The organism is Paenibacillus doosanensis (assembly GCF_025060755.1).
GTDB classification, from domain to species: domain Bacteria; phylum Bacillota; class Bacilli; order Paenibacillales; family NBRC-103111; genus Paenibacillus_S; species Paenibacillus_S doosanensis.
Genome location: NZ_JANYUY010000026.1, coordinates 15,450 through 29,590 on the forward strand (window position 1 = coordinate 15,450; position 14,141 = coordinate 29,590).

The window sequence follows — 14,141 nt, forward strand, 5'->3', positions numbered from 1 at the left end:
GCCAGGGCGCCCGCTGACACATAAAGAACTATCATTTTGGGAGGTAGATGATCGTATGACGCAGCAACAAGCCGGGAAAGAGCGGCGCAGACCGAATATATTGTTTATCCAGACCGACCAGCAGCGGGTCGATACGCTGAAAAGCTACGGCGGCGCCGTGTGCCGGACGCCGCATTTGAACCGCTTGGCGGAAGAAAGCGTCGTATTCTCGAACGCCTATGCGAGCTGCCCGGTATGTACGCCGGCCCGGGCGTCCATGCAAACCGGACTGTATCCGTTCAAGCACGGGATGCAGACGAACAGCTACGGCATGGGCAGCATGGTGCAGGAGCTGCCCGACACCCCGCGGCTGCTCAGCCGGCAATTGGAGCGGCAATCGTACAGCATCGGCTACACCGGCAAATGGCATCTCGGCTTCGGACCCGAGATGGGACAATGGCTGCGGGGCAACCTCGCACATGTCCGCTTTACCGATATTGCCGGAGGCTTCAAGTCGCTCCCGACCGACGTCGGCTACGAGGGCGACGATTTTGCCGGACACGGCGGCGGAGGGATGACGTACCCGCAGTTCCGTCAATATTTGCAGGACAACGGCCTGACATGGCAGGAGGAAAACAAAATAACCGGCCATTTCGAATGGCATTACGCCTCCGAGCTGACGTCCCCGATCGAGTCGACGGTCGAATATTTCTTGACGGAGCGCGCGATTCATTATATCGACGAGTTTCGCCGGAGAGACAAACCGTTCTTCTTCTCGCTCAACTTCTGGGGGCCGCACGAGCCTTATGTCGCGCCGACGCGTTTTCTGGACATGTATCGGGACGCGGAGCTGGAGCCGTGGCCGAACTTCTACGACGACGGGGCCGACAAACCGTCGATTCACCAAATCAAGAGAGGCAATACGAAGGAATGGGCCGACTTCGTCCCGTATATTAAACATTACTATGCGTTTATGAGCAGCATCGACGAGCAGATCGGCAGGCTGATCGCGTACTTGAAAAAGCACGATCTATACGATAACACGGTCATTATTTTCACCGCCGATCACGGCGAATCGCTCGGCATTCACGGAGGATTGTGCGACAAGTCGTTTTTCATGTACGAGGAAACTTGCCGCATCCCGCTTATCGTCAAGCCGGCCGCGGGGTTGGAGTCCGCAGTCTCGCGCACGGAGCCGAGCTTTGTCGGTACTTGCGACATTCACGCCACCATTCTTGATCTGGCGGGAGCCGGTGCGCCGCCTGAAGGAACGGACGGCCGTTCGTTCGCTCCGATGCTGGCCGGCGAAGCCGTGCAAGATTGGCCGGACTGCATCGTTACGGAGGGGGCCGGTCTTGAGGCGGCCATGTTCACCCAGCGCATGCTGCGCAAGGGGCATTACAAGTACGTGTTCAACTGCGGCGATCGGGACGAGCTTTACGATTTGTCCATCGATCCGCATGAGATGACGAACCTGATCGGCGATGCGCGTTACGCAGGCGCGTTGGCGGAAATGCGGCAATCGCTCGCCGACTGGATGGTGCTGCACGATGACGGCCTGCTGAGACAGTACAAGAGGCTGAGAATGGAATAAGATTTTCCCGAGGAGCGAGGCGATGCTTCGCAGGGGATACGCGAAGGAGATGGAATATGAACCGCATGATCGTTTTTTACGACCCGCAGTTCCCGATCGGCTCCGATCGGCCGGATGCCGCGCAAGTGGAACGTCTGGCCGCTTCGGCGGCGATCGCGGACGGCGAGCGGCTGGCCGAGCTGCTGCGGTCGGTGCAGGGCGGCTGCTTCGTCAATCTGCACGCGCCGTACTTCCCGAAGGACGCCTGGCCAGCGATACTGGAATATTTACAGCGGGGCGGCGGACTGATAAGCGCCGGAGGCGCCCCGTTCCGGATTCCGGTGTACCGGAGCGAAGACGGCTGGACCTGCGAATCGGAGCAGACGGCTTATCACCGGCAGCTGCTTATTCATGAAGCGATGCCGGTCGACCCGGCTCCGATCGGAGGCTTGGCCGCGCACGACGACATTCCGTTGCTTGCGCCCTATACCGGGCTGCTTACCGTGGAGCCGACATACAGCCTGATCATGCACGCAACGCGCTCCAGCGACATTCCGCATGAAAGCGGCTCTGCCGGGCCGATGGACGTACGCCTGTATCCGCTCGTCAAAGGCATATCCGCGGACAAGCGGGAAGTGGCTGCGCCTGTCGTCCTGATCGAGCACGCGAAGGGGATGTTCGCCGGAGCCCGCTGGCTGTTCGTCAATCAGCGGCTCACCTCGCTGTTCTGGTCGAAGGACGGAGAGGCCGCTGTTCTCGCTCTGGCGGATTTCTGCTCCCGCGGCGTCACCGAGATGTGGCTGCTGCCGCTCTATGCTTCGTACGATCCGGGGGACCGGGCAAAGTTCCGCTTCCAGCTTCAACAAATGGGCGGTGCGGCGTGGGAGGACGGGGCCGTCGAGACGAATCGCAGCTGGAGCTGCACGCTCAAGTTCGGCAAACAGACGGCGGACGGAAGCGAGCCGGAGTGGACGCATACGTTTGCGATCGCGGGCAGCAAGGAGCTGACCCTACTTCCCGTTACCGTACCCGACGAGCTGGAAGCGGGCTTGTATACGGCACAGCTCACGGCCGTCTCCGACAAGGGCGAAGTCCGCCTGCTGCGCCAAGCGGTATGGGGCTTCGATCGCGAGCTGCTCGCCCGGGGAGAGGCGCTCACTTGCGATCGCGACTATTTCCGCAAAAACGGCAAGCCGCTGCCGATCGTCGGCATGACGTACATGACCTCCGACGTGGCGCGCAAATTCATTTTTATTCCGAACGTATCCGTATGGGATCGGGATATGGCCGAGATGAAGCGGGCGGGGATCAATATGATTCGGACCGGCATCTGGACCGGCTACCGTCATGTCATGTACGAGGACGGCCATCCGTCGGAAGCGGCGCTTCGTGCGATCGACGCCTTCATTCTGACCTGCAAGCGGCATGAGCTTGAGGTGACGTTCAACTTTTTCGCGTTTACTCCGGAGCAGTGGGAAGGCTCGAATCCGTACCTCGATCCGCGCAGCGTGGAAGCGCAGAAACGGTTTATCGCGGCGATCGTGTCGAGGCACCGTGAAACGGCGAACGTGCATTGGGATTTGATCAACGAGCCGTCGATGTTCGATCCGAAGCGTATTTTCGAAGGGCCGCGCAGCAGCCGGGACCGCTTCGAGAAGAAGGCTTATATCGACTGGCTGAAAGCCCGCTACGGTTCAATTCGCGAGCTGCAGGAGAAGTGGGGGTATACGCCCGCGGAGCTGCCGAACTTCGAAGCCGTTTCGCCGCCGGAGCCGGGCGAAATCAACTTCGATATTCAAGATATGCATTCCGGGAAAAAAGGGACGCGCTGGCTCGATTACTCGCTGTTCGGCATGGACATGCTGAACCGGTGGGCGGCAGCGCTCAGCGAAACGATCCGTACGATTGCGCCGGGCCAGCTCATTACGGTCGGCCAGGACGAAGCGCTCGGAGCGCAGCGGCCGTCTCCGCTGCTGTACGAGAGCGCGGTCGACTATACGACGAACCATTCGTGGTGGCTTATGGATCAGCTCGTATGGGACGGCATTTTCGCGAAGACGCCGCGCAAGCCGAATTTGATCCAGGAAACGGGCATCATGTACGTAGAAACGCCGGACGGACGGGCGAAACGGTCGGAGACGGAGCTGCGCAGCATTTTGGAGCGCAAATACGCCTACGCGTTCTCAACCGGCGGCGCCGGAGCGGTGCAGTGGCTGTGGCATACGAATATGTATATGAATAATGTCAACGAATCGAATATCGGGGCGCTGCGGGCGGACGGCACCCAAAAGCCGGAGGCGGACGTATCTTACGATTTCGGCAAGTTTATGGGGAGCATCGGCCATTTGTTCGAGGACCGCGCGTTGGAGGACGTCGCCGTCGTTTTCCCGTATTCGAACGATTTGTCGAACCGCCGGCTGGCCGTAGAAGCGACAAGCGCCTTGACGCGCGTGCTCTGCTACGAGCTGAACGTCCATTTCCGCGCCATGAGCGAATACGAGCTGAGCGCGCTGGCGGATCACCCGCCGAAGCTTATCGTCGTGCCGAGCGCCCACAACTTCAGCGGCCAGGCTCTGGAGCTGCTGCTCGGCCACGTTCGAGACCATGGGGGCACGCTGCTGCTGACCGGTCCGGCCGGGCTTGACGAGCATTGGCGGCCTATAGAGCGGCTGACGGATCAGCTCGGGCCAAGGCGGCTTACGAACGTGCTGCGTGAGGAAGAGCTCATGATCGGCGGCCAGGCGCTGCCGCTCTCGTTCGGCGCGCGGAAAATAGCGCAGCTGTGGAAGGAAGTACGGGAGGCGGACGGAGACGAGCCGTACGGTCTGACGGAGGCGCGGATCGGAGAAGGGCAGCTGCTGTGGACGGGCTTGCCTGTCGAGCTGAACGACAGGGCGGAGTCGGTACGGGCGCTGTACGCGCACGTGCTCGCCGAGTGCGGCGTGACGACCGAGCTTGACTGGGAACAAGGCGGCGATCTGCCTGGCATATACGGACGCAAGCTGGCGTTTCGGGACGGTTCATTGTTCGTGTTCGTTTCGGAATACGCAAGAAACGCCGCCATCCGGGTGAAAGATCCGGTTACCGGACGCACATACGAGTTCTTGCTGCAGAGCGAACGGTCGGTGCTGTTCGCCGCAGACAGGGAGGGCAAGCTTGTAGCTGTATACCGGCCGGATGAAGTGGCCGTTGAAGTGCGATAGGGGATACAGACGACCATATGGCTTCCGCCGAATCCGTTCGGCGGGAGCCTTTTATCCCTTTTGGAACGGCAACTGACGGCTGGAACGGTTACAAACCGCTGAAGAATGCCGAAAGTTACGGATTAGACATGATAGCTTCCCGTAGGCGGGTTGATGACCCATTCCAGCAGTGTGATCTTGTCCTCCAATTGAGCGATCTCGCCGGTAATGCGGCGGATTGCGGCTTCATCCTCGGGCGAGGTCCGCTTGATTTCCGCCAGACGCTCTTCCGATGACTGTTTTTGCATTTGCAGCTCGATCATTTTTCGCTTGATTTGACTTTCGGTTCTCATTGCCTCTCTACCGTCCTTATAATGGGTTTGCTTGAAGCTGTTTTTATTTGCCGATACCGTAAGGATTAACGATGACCGAGCCGTTCAGCAGGTCGAATTCGTATTCGAAGCGGTCGGCCGGTATGGGATTGACGATAACATATTTTCGGTTAAACTGCATCATGCCGGTAATCGATACGGCCAGCAGGAGCATAACGACAAGCAGCCGGGTTCTTTTCAGAAATAGCTTCCTCATAAGCACATCAGCCTTTCGTTGTTTGGTTCGGACGGTTCTTTCATTGTAAGCGTCGACTGTCAATGGAATATTGATTGGGTATGTTTATTATGTAAAAATAGATGACGCCCTTTTCGATAAATGATAAAGTGAATACGTAGAAATCCTCGCGTCCACAGGTAATCCCCCTTGATTTTCAATGGTTTTTTGTTGTTCTTATACAACGTTTTATTTTGGGGCATATTTTAAACGGGGAGAATCAGAGACAAAGGATGGGATAGGGCAATGGTTCGAAAACATAAGAAAATGACGTTTGCAGACTTTTTGAAAAAATTTATTTTCATTTCAATAGGAGCGGTCATGATGGCCGTCGCTCTGGAAATATTCCTCGTACCGAACGATGTCATCGACGGCGGCATTACGGGGATTTCCATCGTATTATCGAAAGTAACGGCAGTTCCCTTAGGTCTTTTCATCTTTTTCATTAACGTGCCCTTCCTCATTATCGGCTACAAACAAATCGGCAAGACGTTCGCCATAACCACCCTGTACGCCATCGCACTCATGTCCGTAGTCACCGCGCTGCTGCATCACGTGGAACCCTTTACCAATGAAAAAATATTGGCCGTTTTATTCGGAGGCTTGATTCTCGGTCTCGGGGTCGGTCTGGTGCTCCGATTCGGCGGGTCGCTGGACGGAACGGAAATCGTCGCGATCTTGCTGTCCAAACGGTTCAGGCTTCCCGTCGGGCAAATCATTATGTTCATCAACGTCTTCATCTTTATAATTGCCGGTTTCGTCTTCGGCTGGGATTCCGCGATGTATTCGATCTTTACTTATTACATAGCCTCGAAGGTCATGGATATCGTCGTGCAAGGCTTGGACGAGTCCAAATCGGTTACGATCATCTCCTCGGAATACGAGGAAATTTCACAAGCGATTATGAGCCGTCTAGGCAGAAATACGACATACATATACGCCAAAGGCGGTTATTCCAAAGAGGATACGCAAATGATCTATTGCGTCGTCACCAGGCTGGAACTCTCCAAGCTCAAAAGCATCGTGCAGGAAATCGACGAGAAAGCGTTTATCTCGATTCAGCAAGTTTCCGATGTGCTGGGCGGCAATTTCGACAAAAACAGCATTCATTAGCAAGCTTTGTTCGTCATCGTCCGCTGACCTGACAGGCCGGCGGTTTTTTTATGGAAACTTAATGATAACTTCATGATATTTGGCAAATATTAAGGAATTATTAAGATTTATCGGTTATAATGGGGGATCAGTATCAAGAATATGTTGGATGGGGTGACGGCTTGAATTACGGCATTTTTCAACTGATTAATAATGCGGCCGGCAGCTGGGGTTGGCTTGACGGAATGATGGTTTTTTTCGCCCGCGATTTAGTGTATGTCATGATAGCGGTATTGGCCGTACTGTGGATTACCGGGAAAGCGGCCAATCAGAGGATGGTGTTCTACTCTTGCTTGTCCGTGGTGATAGCCATTGTCGCCGCAGGCTGGATCATCTCGCCGATCGTGGATCATCCGAGACCTTTTGTCGATCATGAGGTGCATCAACTGGTGTCCCATGACGCCGATCCGTCGTTCCCGAGCGACCATGCGACGTTTGCGTTTGCGCTCGCTTTCCCGATATGGTTCTTGAAGCGCCGCACGGGCGGCCTTCTGCTGATCCTCGCCTGCTTGATCGGAATTGCGCGCGTGTATGTCGGCGTTCATTATCCGGCGGATATTGCGGGCGGACTCGTGCTTGGCCTGCTAATCAGCATGCTGGTCGTCAAATATAGAAGATGGGCCGAGCCGGCGGCCAATTTCTGCATCGGCGTATATGGCAAGCTGACGGCCCGTCTAAGTTTTATCCCGCGGCCTACAGATTCCGGTACAACGGGCAAACGATCCTCCTTGTAGAGGAGTCGGCGGCGGCGCTGCGAACCTGAATAACCTGAGTGCTTCCATAAAGCTCTCAGGTTATTTGTTTTAATTTTGCTCCGGAGCCAGCTTCAACGGCATGCCGGTTACGGCATCGCATACTTCGTCGTGATCGACGAGCTTATAAGCAAGAACGGCGCGCTTGGGTCCCGTTAGACAATCGGAGGCTTTCAGCATATACTGCAGGCTTAGTTGAAAGCAGCCTCGCAGCTGCTCCCAAGCCTCGGCGGCTGTAATTCTGGGGGGAAGAAGGCCGGCGGTATCTATCCGCTCCTTGCCGGATTGAAACAGCTTCAACGCGTCCATGACGTTGGTCATTTCCCGGGTTTGGCGGTCGAGGAACAAATTCAATTTGCCGCCGATGATCGGAATGCCGTGACGCAGGCGGTGAATTTCCACCTTGATTTGGCCGCCCTGCATGCCTTCGATCGGGTGATGCCCGTCCTTTCGCAAGAAGGCGAACTGGCAAGGCTCATGGGCGTAGCATTGCTTCAAATAAGATACGGCCAGCTGACGGGCGGCGGCGATTTCCGAATTTTCGAGAAGCGGTGCAAAAGGATGCGGAGCTGTTAAATCCGCCTCTGTAACCGCGTCGTCCAGCTTAAGAACATCGTAATGGGCAGCGGAAAATACCGGTTTGCGATGTATTTGAATAAGCTGATTGTACTCCGGCTCGGGCCGGTCCAGACGGATAAGCTCAGTCACCTCCGCTTTATCGCTATACAGAATCTGCCCGGTTTCGGCGTCGAATATATCCTCCCGGTACATATAATGAGGGTGCGAGGACGGATGGAATAAGGTCAAATAGCAAAGGGACAGCTGATTTTCGCCGATCATCTGCCGGAATTGCTGCGCAGGTTTGGCCTGCCGGGGATCGGTAAACGAACATTCGTCCCATACGCAGAAGAGGTGGAGCAGCTCGAACCGGCTGTTAAGCTCGATATGGAAAGCCTGATGAGCGGCAAAGGAAATTCCTGCGTGCTGTCTTGCATATTCGAGCTTATAGCGATTTTTGCCGATCGCCTGTTTTTTCCTCAGCTGCAGTTCCTCTGGGGCAATCGGCAGCTGAAGCTTGTCAATCCATTCGATAACATGGGGATAGACGGCATTATACATCTCCGAATGAAGCTCCGTTCGCTGCTCCCGTTCCTCGCTTCGGCGATCATGTCTGTAATAAGCGGCCAGCCTTCCCGTCAGAGCGTCCAGCTCGGCCCGGATCGTATGCCGGTTGACCAGTCCTTCCTCGTCCAGCTCGGGTTCGCCGATTCGGTTCCATTCCAATTCAATCTTGTAAAAAGGTTGTTCTTGCGGCGACGAGTTGCGGTAAATTCCGCCGGTTGTCAATTCATGCGTCGCGGGAATCCCGATACGCTGCTCAATGATGGTTATGCCGTCTTGAACCGTAAGCAGCTTCATGAACGTTCACCTCCTTACAAATCATTAGTATGTACTACGCTGAAGGAGGGGGTTCGTTGCAGCTTCTTCCTGATTTGGGACGTTATTTCCGCGGATGTACGGCAGGCGGAAGCCGGATGCGTCGGCTGCGGAAGCGAATATTTACCCGTTCGAGCTGCAGGGGCGGGAAGCGTACGAAGCGCTGCTGGACGCAATTCGATCGCTGGTTCGCCGGAAATCCGATGAAGCGCAGCTTCGCGGCGGCTTGATCCGGTATCGCTGCTGCGGGCTCGTCTCGCCTGCGAGCCATTTGCCGCTGCCGGCCATCGGACAGTGCAACGGAGAACTGCTCGTCGATCTGGAAGTTACGGAGCCGCTGACTTAAGGGCACAGGTTCCGGCAAATGCTCACGAAGCATCTAATCGCCGGAGCGTACGCCTAGATCCCGTCCCAGTTGCAAAAGGCAAAGCCGCTATTCGCAAGTGGAGTAGCGGCTTTGACGCTTGTCTGGGCGTTTAAGGCTTGAACTGGCGGGATTGCCCGCGCGGGATGCTCAGCGTCTGCCAATGATTGCTCGCCAAATGCTTGGAGAGGAACACGATCTGGCCGACATGATAACCGTAATGGGATACTTGCCGCTGAATTGCCTTCACGACCGTATGCGCTTCGCCCCGGATCGTTACGTTCCGCGTCGTATCGCCGGGGGTCAGTCCCTCCAGCGCTCGGAACAGCGTACACCAGCCTTCCTCCCAAAGCTCCAGCAGCTTCTCGCGGCCGAGCCCCTTGGCTTCGAACTCGCCGTCTCTGTCGCGGCTTGGCTTTTCGCCGTCGGCGGTTAAGAAATCCGTCCAGCGCGACAGCATATTGCCGTGCATATGCAGGATCATAATTTCCAGCGAGTTGGATTCATCGTCGAGCGTTACGTGAAATTGCTCTTCGCCCAGCTGAGCCATCGCGCGGTCAGCCAGTTTTTTCATGCTGTGAAACGCCTGAATGCTCTCTTCCAAAAACAATGCGGATACCGAAGCTGCGGATTCCATATTCTTCCTCCTCATTCTCATCGTGTCACCCTTTTACGATAAGGGATCGTACGCAAAAAGTACATTCGAATGTTTTTATCGACGTCGATACACTTTTTATTCATCGGGAGAATAACCGACGTTTTCGAGGAGGCATCAGCTTCGCCTTAACTTTGCATCAAAGCCGCATCACAAGTCTTCGTTCATCGTATAATAATTCAGCATTACCGTAGTAATGCCGAGCGCGATATAGATGATATACTCTGCCAAGCCGGACAAATAGGCGAACGGAAAAATGACGAACCAGATTCCCGACAGCATCGACAGCCAGTTGAACCAGGAGTTCCAGCCCGGCTTCTTCAAATAAAAGGCGAACAAGGACGCAATAAACTGAATCGATCCGAAGACGACACTGGTTACGACAGCGCTTTCATGAGCGAATTGAATCCAATGCGGAGCAAAAACAAACAAGAGACCAATCAATGCAGCGAGCAAATTTTTAACCGCCATTTGATTACACCTCCCGAATGATGAAAAACGTTGAAGCGGCGCGCACCGGCTTGGCAACCCGCTTTTGTCGAGCCAGCGGCGGGAGGAAGCCTTATCATATGTATATGCAAGCGGTTTCAAAACGTTCGGGATTTTGCAAAAAAGAGGCTGCATAAAAGGAAAAACCTCCGATGCATGGCGCACCGGAGGCTGTGGCATACTACGTTATAAAAATTAGTTGGCGATAAATTCTTGAACCCATTCGCCGTTATAATAAGCAACGCCGATTTTCGTATAATTCGGGCTCAAAATATTCTCGCGATGCCCTTGGCTGTTCATCCAAGAGTTCATCACTTCTTGCGGATCGCGTTGACCTTTGGCAATGTTTTCGCCGGCGTAAGAGTAGCTGATGCCGAATTGCTTCATCATGTCGAACGGAGAACCGTAAGTCGGCGAGTTATGATCAAAGTAATTGTTCGTGTACATGTCTTTAGCTTTGACAAGAGCCATATTGGACAAGGAGCTGTCTTCCGTCAAGGCGCTCAGCCCGGCTTTTGCGCGTTCTTGGTTGACCAGGTTGATCACTTGCGCGGCATAGTCGGATTGCGAGCTGTTAGCCGTTCCTTGATCCGAGCCTGCGCTTCCGTTGTTATTCGTAGTGCCAGTGCCTGTATCTGCAGTACCGCTTCCGTTATCGGAAGTGTCCGTACCGTTATCTACAGTACCAGTTCCGTTATCGGAAGTGTCCGTACCGTTATCTACAGTGCCTGCGCCATTGCCTGTGCTGCCATTGTCGCATCCCCATCCGGGATTCGTTGTTTGAGCTGGAACTTGCTTCCACATGCCTGCCCACATATTGCCGTTGCTGTTACTGCCCGGCTTGAATACTTGCCAATTGCCTTGTTGGCCGTTCAGCAAGGAATTCAGGTCAATTCCGCTGCCTTGCTGTCCTTTAAGCAAGGAATTCAGATCAACGCCGTACTTTTGCGTCAAAGCGTTCAATGCATCGTTACCTGTAACCGTATTCGCTGGAGCAGCGGAAGCGGCGCTAACGCCGATAATTGGACTAAGGGCAAGTACACCTGTCAATAACACTTTTTGAAAACGATTCAAGAAAAATCTCTCCTTTTCGCGGCCTACGAGGTTAGCTGACGGATTCGGGTCAAAGAGCAATCACCCTGCCGCAAGAAGCGGCTTCACCCCATGGAATGGGTCCCCCGTGCTTTATATAGAAGCTTCGGCCTTTATAGTTTTTTTGAAACTTGTGCTCGTTGTTGCCCGACTCTAGTATCGGATCCCGGTGGGCTGTCCTTGAGCTATTACATTGTAGCACGTGTCCTGTCCGATTTCATGGGACAAAGTCTTCCAGCGGCGTTAAATCCGATATGTGAGCTAAAGATTATTGTGGATATCGGCACTCGTTGCTATGATAAACCCGTCAATGCAACGACATCCGGTCATACCCGGTAATTTTAAGGCAGGAGGAAATTGAAGTGAATCATACTGTGCACTCAGATGCAGCTTACGAGAGCAATCCGCCGTTCGACATGCCCGAGATTGAGCTTCCGAATATACCGGAATACAACGTTATAATTACCGATTTCGGGGCACGCGGCGATGGAATTACGAAAAATACGGAGGCTATCGCGAAGGCGATCGAGGCTTGCGCCGCAGCGGGCGGAGGAACGGTCGTTATTCCGTCCGGCGTCTGGCTGACCGGTCCCATCGTATTCAAAAGCCGCATTCGTTTACATACAGAGCCCGGCGCGGTCATTCGCTTTAGCAGCGACTATGCCGATTATCCGTTAATCGAATCGAATTTCGAAGGGCTTCCCGCCGTTCGCTGCATGTCCCCGCTGTTCGCCGAGCGGCTGGAGGATATCGCGATTACCGGCGGCGGTATTTTCGACGGAGCCGGGGATGCTTGGCGCCCGGTGAAAAAGTTCAAAATGACCGAGCTGCAATGGGGGAAATTAACCGCCTCGGGCGGCGTCGTCGATGCCGACGGCGAAATCTGGTGGCCTTCCGAGGCGGCGATGAACGGAGCCGCAACCGTTAACCGGCTGCGCAAGCAAAGCACGGCGGCGCTGGCTGACTACGAGCCGGTCAAAGCTTACTTGCGTCCGGTTCTGCTCAGCTTCCGCGAGTGCAGGCGCGTATTGCTGGACGGGCCCACCTTCCAGAACTCGCCGGGCTGGTGCCTGCATCATTGGGTGAGCGAGCATATTACGATTCGCGGCGTTACCGTGCGCAATCCGTGGTATTCCCAGAACGGAGACGGGCTGGATCTTGAATCATGCCGATATGCACAGGTGACGGATTCGGTATTCGATGTCGGAGACGACGCGATCTGCATCAAATCGGGCAAAGACGAAGCGGGACGCAAACTGGGCAAGCCTTGCGAATACGTCGTCGTCCGTCATTGCACCGTCTACCACGGCCACGGCGGCTTCGTAATCGGCAGCGAGATGTCGGGCGGCGTGCGCCATATGCTCGTATCGGATTGCTCGTTCGTCGGCACCGACGTCGGCTTGCGCTTCAAGAGCACCCGCGGCCGGGGAGGCGTCGTCGAGCAGGTGTATATCCGCAATATCCGAATGAAGGATATCGCGCGCGAAGCGATCACCTTCAATATGTATTACGAGGTGAAGGCCGATACGGACGCGGCGGCGGAAGTGAACGAAGGAACGCCCCGGTTCCGCGACATCTTCATTGAAGACGCCGTATGCGCGGGCGCCGAGACGGGCATTCAGCTCAAGGGCTTGCCGGAGATGCCGATTCGCGGCATTCATCTGCAGCGGGTTTGCATCGAGGCGCAGCGGGCGATCGAGTGCTCGAACGCGGAGAACATCTCGATGAGCGAGGTTACCGTCGTGCCGAAAGAGGAGGGACCTGTGGCGCGTATCCACAACAGCCGCGACATCTTGATAGAGAAGCTATCTTGCCCCGCGCGGCAGGAAGTATTGCTGCATGCGACCGGCGAACGCACTGCGGGCATCGACTTGCGGGCGGTATCCGCCGGAGCGCCGGCGGCCGTCATACTCGGCGAGGAAGTGACGGCCGGCGCGGTAAAACTGCAGCAGTCCTGCCATCTTCCTTCTGCTATGATGGGAGGGAAGAGTGCTGAAAGCGGCGTCAAGCCGTATAATTGCGCCAAAGGAGCTGACGCGCATGACATGGAAGACTGGAGAAATCTATATGGGCACGATATTGCTGGAGCAAAACCGCTGGACGGCGGATAAGGAGCCTTCTTACCGGGTCAGCGATTGGCTCCCGCGTTGGCGGCGGGACGGGTTTGACGGCGTTGAGCTGTGGGAGAATCATGCCGCCCGCTGCGAAGAGCAGGAGCTTGCTCGGCTGGAGCGATCCGAGCTGCCTATCGCCGTCTACAATTCCTACATATCGTTCGCCGACGGCGCGGAGGAGCAGCGGGCGGAAGCGGCCCGGCTGATCCGCCGGCTCGGAGCGCGGGCGGTGAAGTTTAACTTCGGCCGGGAGCCGGAGAAGCTGCAGACATATATCCGCAACTGGAACGAGTGGACGCGGCTCTTGCCGGCAGACTGCCGCCTGCTATGCGAATGCCATCCGGGCACGGTGATGGAGGAGCCGCAGGCGGCCGCAGCGGCGCTTTTGGCGATGGACCGCTGTGAGGCGATCGTGCATCCGTTTCACAGTCTCGGCCCGCTGGCCGATTGGTTTCGCCGCCTGGGTTCGTCGATTACCCACGCTCATGTGCAGTACCGATTGTCGGGCCAGACGTTTCAACGGCTGAACCGCAATCCCGCCCATATCGCCGGCATCCTTAAGGAGATGAGAGAAGCCGGCTTCCGCGGCTCGTTCACTCTCGAATTTGCCGAAGGAACCGGGCAGGGAGAGCAGCGGGAACAGCTGTACGAGGCGGCTCTGGACGATCTGAGTCTGCTCCGGCAGCAGCTGGAGCCGTAAGTCGATTTAAGCCGGCGTCAATCGGCCGTTTCTGTCCCTTGCGGGA

The 14,141-nt window shown here is 55.8% G+C and carries 13 protein-coding genes and 1 riboswitch; of the genes, 7 read left to right on the forward strand and 6 right to left on the reverse strand.

The window, feature by feature from the left end; genetic code table 11:
* Window positions 1-55 precede the first annotated feature (55 nt).
* On the forward strand, window positions 56-1,573 hold the full coding sequence (locus N0M98_RS18660) for a sulfatase family protein (RefSeq protein ID WP_259618804.1): 1,518 nt from the start codon (window positions 56-58) through the stop codon (window positions 1,571-1,573).
* A 56-nt stretch (window positions 1,574-1,629) separates the two neighbouring features.
* Window positions 1,630-4,755: an alpha-amylase family protein gene (locus tag N0M98_RS18665; protein ID WP_259618805.1), complete on the forward strand. Its 3,126-nt coding sequence runs from the start codon at window positions 1,630-1,632 to the stop codon at window positions 4,753-4,755.
* Window positions 4,756-4,877: 122 nt separating this feature from the next.
* Here N0M98_RS18665 and N0M98_RS18670 read toward each other — a convergent pair whose 3' ends face one another.
* Window positions 4,878-5,087 (reverse strand): hypothetical protein, encoded by a 210-nt coding sequence (locus N0M98_RS18670; RefSeq protein WP_259618806.1) that lies wholly within the window; start codon window positions 5,085-5,087, stop codon window positions 4,878-4,880.
* A 43-nt stretch (window positions 5,088-5,130) separates the two neighbouring features.
* Entirely contained in the window at window positions 5,131-5,322 is a 192-nt protein-coding gene (locus N0M98_RS18675) for a hypothetical protein (RefSeq protein ID WP_249865028.1), read from the reverse strand.
* 264 nt (window positions 5,323-5,586) lie between these two features.
* Here N0M98_RS18675 and N0M98_RS18680 point away from each other — a divergent pair, with 264 nt between their 5' ends.
* Window positions 5,587-6,453 carry a YitT family protein gene (locus tag N0M98_RS18680; protein ID WP_249865027.1) on the forward strand — a complete coding sequence of 289 codons (867 nt, stop codon included), beginning with the start codon at window positions 5,587-5,589 and terminating at the stop codon, window positions 6,451-6,453.
* Between the two features lie 161 nt (window positions 6,454-6,614).
* Complete coding sequence (locus N0M98_RS18685) at window positions 6,615-7,226, forward strand: undecaprenyl-diphosphatase (RefSeq protein WP_259618807.1); 612 nt, start codon at window positions 6,615-6,617, stop codon at window positions 7,224-7,226.
* Window positions 7,227-7,295: 69 nt separating this feature from the next.
* Here N0M98_RS18685 and N0M98_RS18690 read toward each other — a convergent pair whose 3' ends face one another.
* Window positions 7,296-8,663 carry a hypothetical protein gene (locus N0M98_RS18690; RefSeq protein WP_259618808.1) on the reverse strand — a complete coding sequence of 456 codons (1,368 nt, stop codon included), beginning with the start codon at window positions 8,661-8,663 and terminating at the stop codon, window positions 7,296-7,298.
* 94 nt (window positions 8,664-8,757) lie between these two features.
* On the opposite strand from N0M98_RS18690, the gene N0M98_RS18695 reads away from it, so the two are divergent.
* A complete protein-coding gene (locus N0M98_RS18695) occupies window positions 8,758-9,027 on the forward strand; it encodes a hypothetical protein (protein WP_259618809.1) in 270 nt (89 codons plus the stop codon).
* A 130-nt stretch (window positions 9,028-9,157) separates the two neighbouring features.
* On the opposite strand, the gene N0M98_RS18700 is transcribed toward N0M98_RS18695, so the two are convergent.
* The 3 genes from N0M98_RS18700 to N0M98_RS18710 form a co-directional block, all read right to left on the reverse strand.
* Entirely contained in the window at window positions 9,158-9,682 is a 525-nt protein-coding gene (locus N0M98_RS18700; protein ID WP_249865023.1) for a DUF1572 family protein, read from the reverse strand.
* 168 nt (window positions 9,683-9,850) lie between these two features.
* Window positions 9,851-10,171 carry an SPW repeat domain-containing protein gene (locus N0M98_RS18705; RefSeq protein ID WP_249865022.1) on the reverse strand — a complete coding sequence of 107 codons (321 nt, stop codon included), beginning with the start codon at window positions 10,169-10,171 and terminating at the stop codon, window positions 9,851-9,853.
* A gap of 213 nt (window positions 10,172-10,384) precedes the next feature.
* On the reverse strand, window positions 10,385-11,263 hold the full coding sequence (locus tag N0M98_RS18710; protein ID WP_259618810.1) for a CAP domain-containing protein: 879 nt from the start codon (window positions 11,261-11,263) through the stop codon (window positions 10,385-10,387).
* A 5-nt stretch (window positions 11,264-11,268) separates the two neighbouring features.
* Window positions 11,269-11,403: riboswitch (cyclic di-AMP (ydaO/yuaA leader) on the reverse strand.
* A 240-nt stretch (window positions 11,404-11,643) separates the two neighbouring features.
* On the opposite strand from N0M98_RS18710, the gene N0M98_RS18715 reads away from it, so the two are divergent.
* Window positions 11,644-13,392 (forward strand): glycoside hydrolase family 28 protein, encoded by a 1,749-nt coding sequence (locus tag N0M98_RS18715; protein WP_259618811.1) that lies wholly within the window; start codon window positions 11,644-11,646, stop codon window positions 13,390-13,392.
* On the forward strand, window positions 13,322-14,095 hold the full coding sequence (locus N0M98_RS18720) for a sugar phosphate isomerase/epimerase family protein (protein ID WP_259618812.1): 774 nt from the start codon (window positions 13,322-13,324) through the stop codon (window positions 14,093-14,095). Before N0M98_RS18715 ends, N0M98_RS18720 begins: the two co-directional genes overlap by 71 nt.
* The last annotated feature ends 46 nt before the right edge of the window (window positions 14,096-14,141 follow it).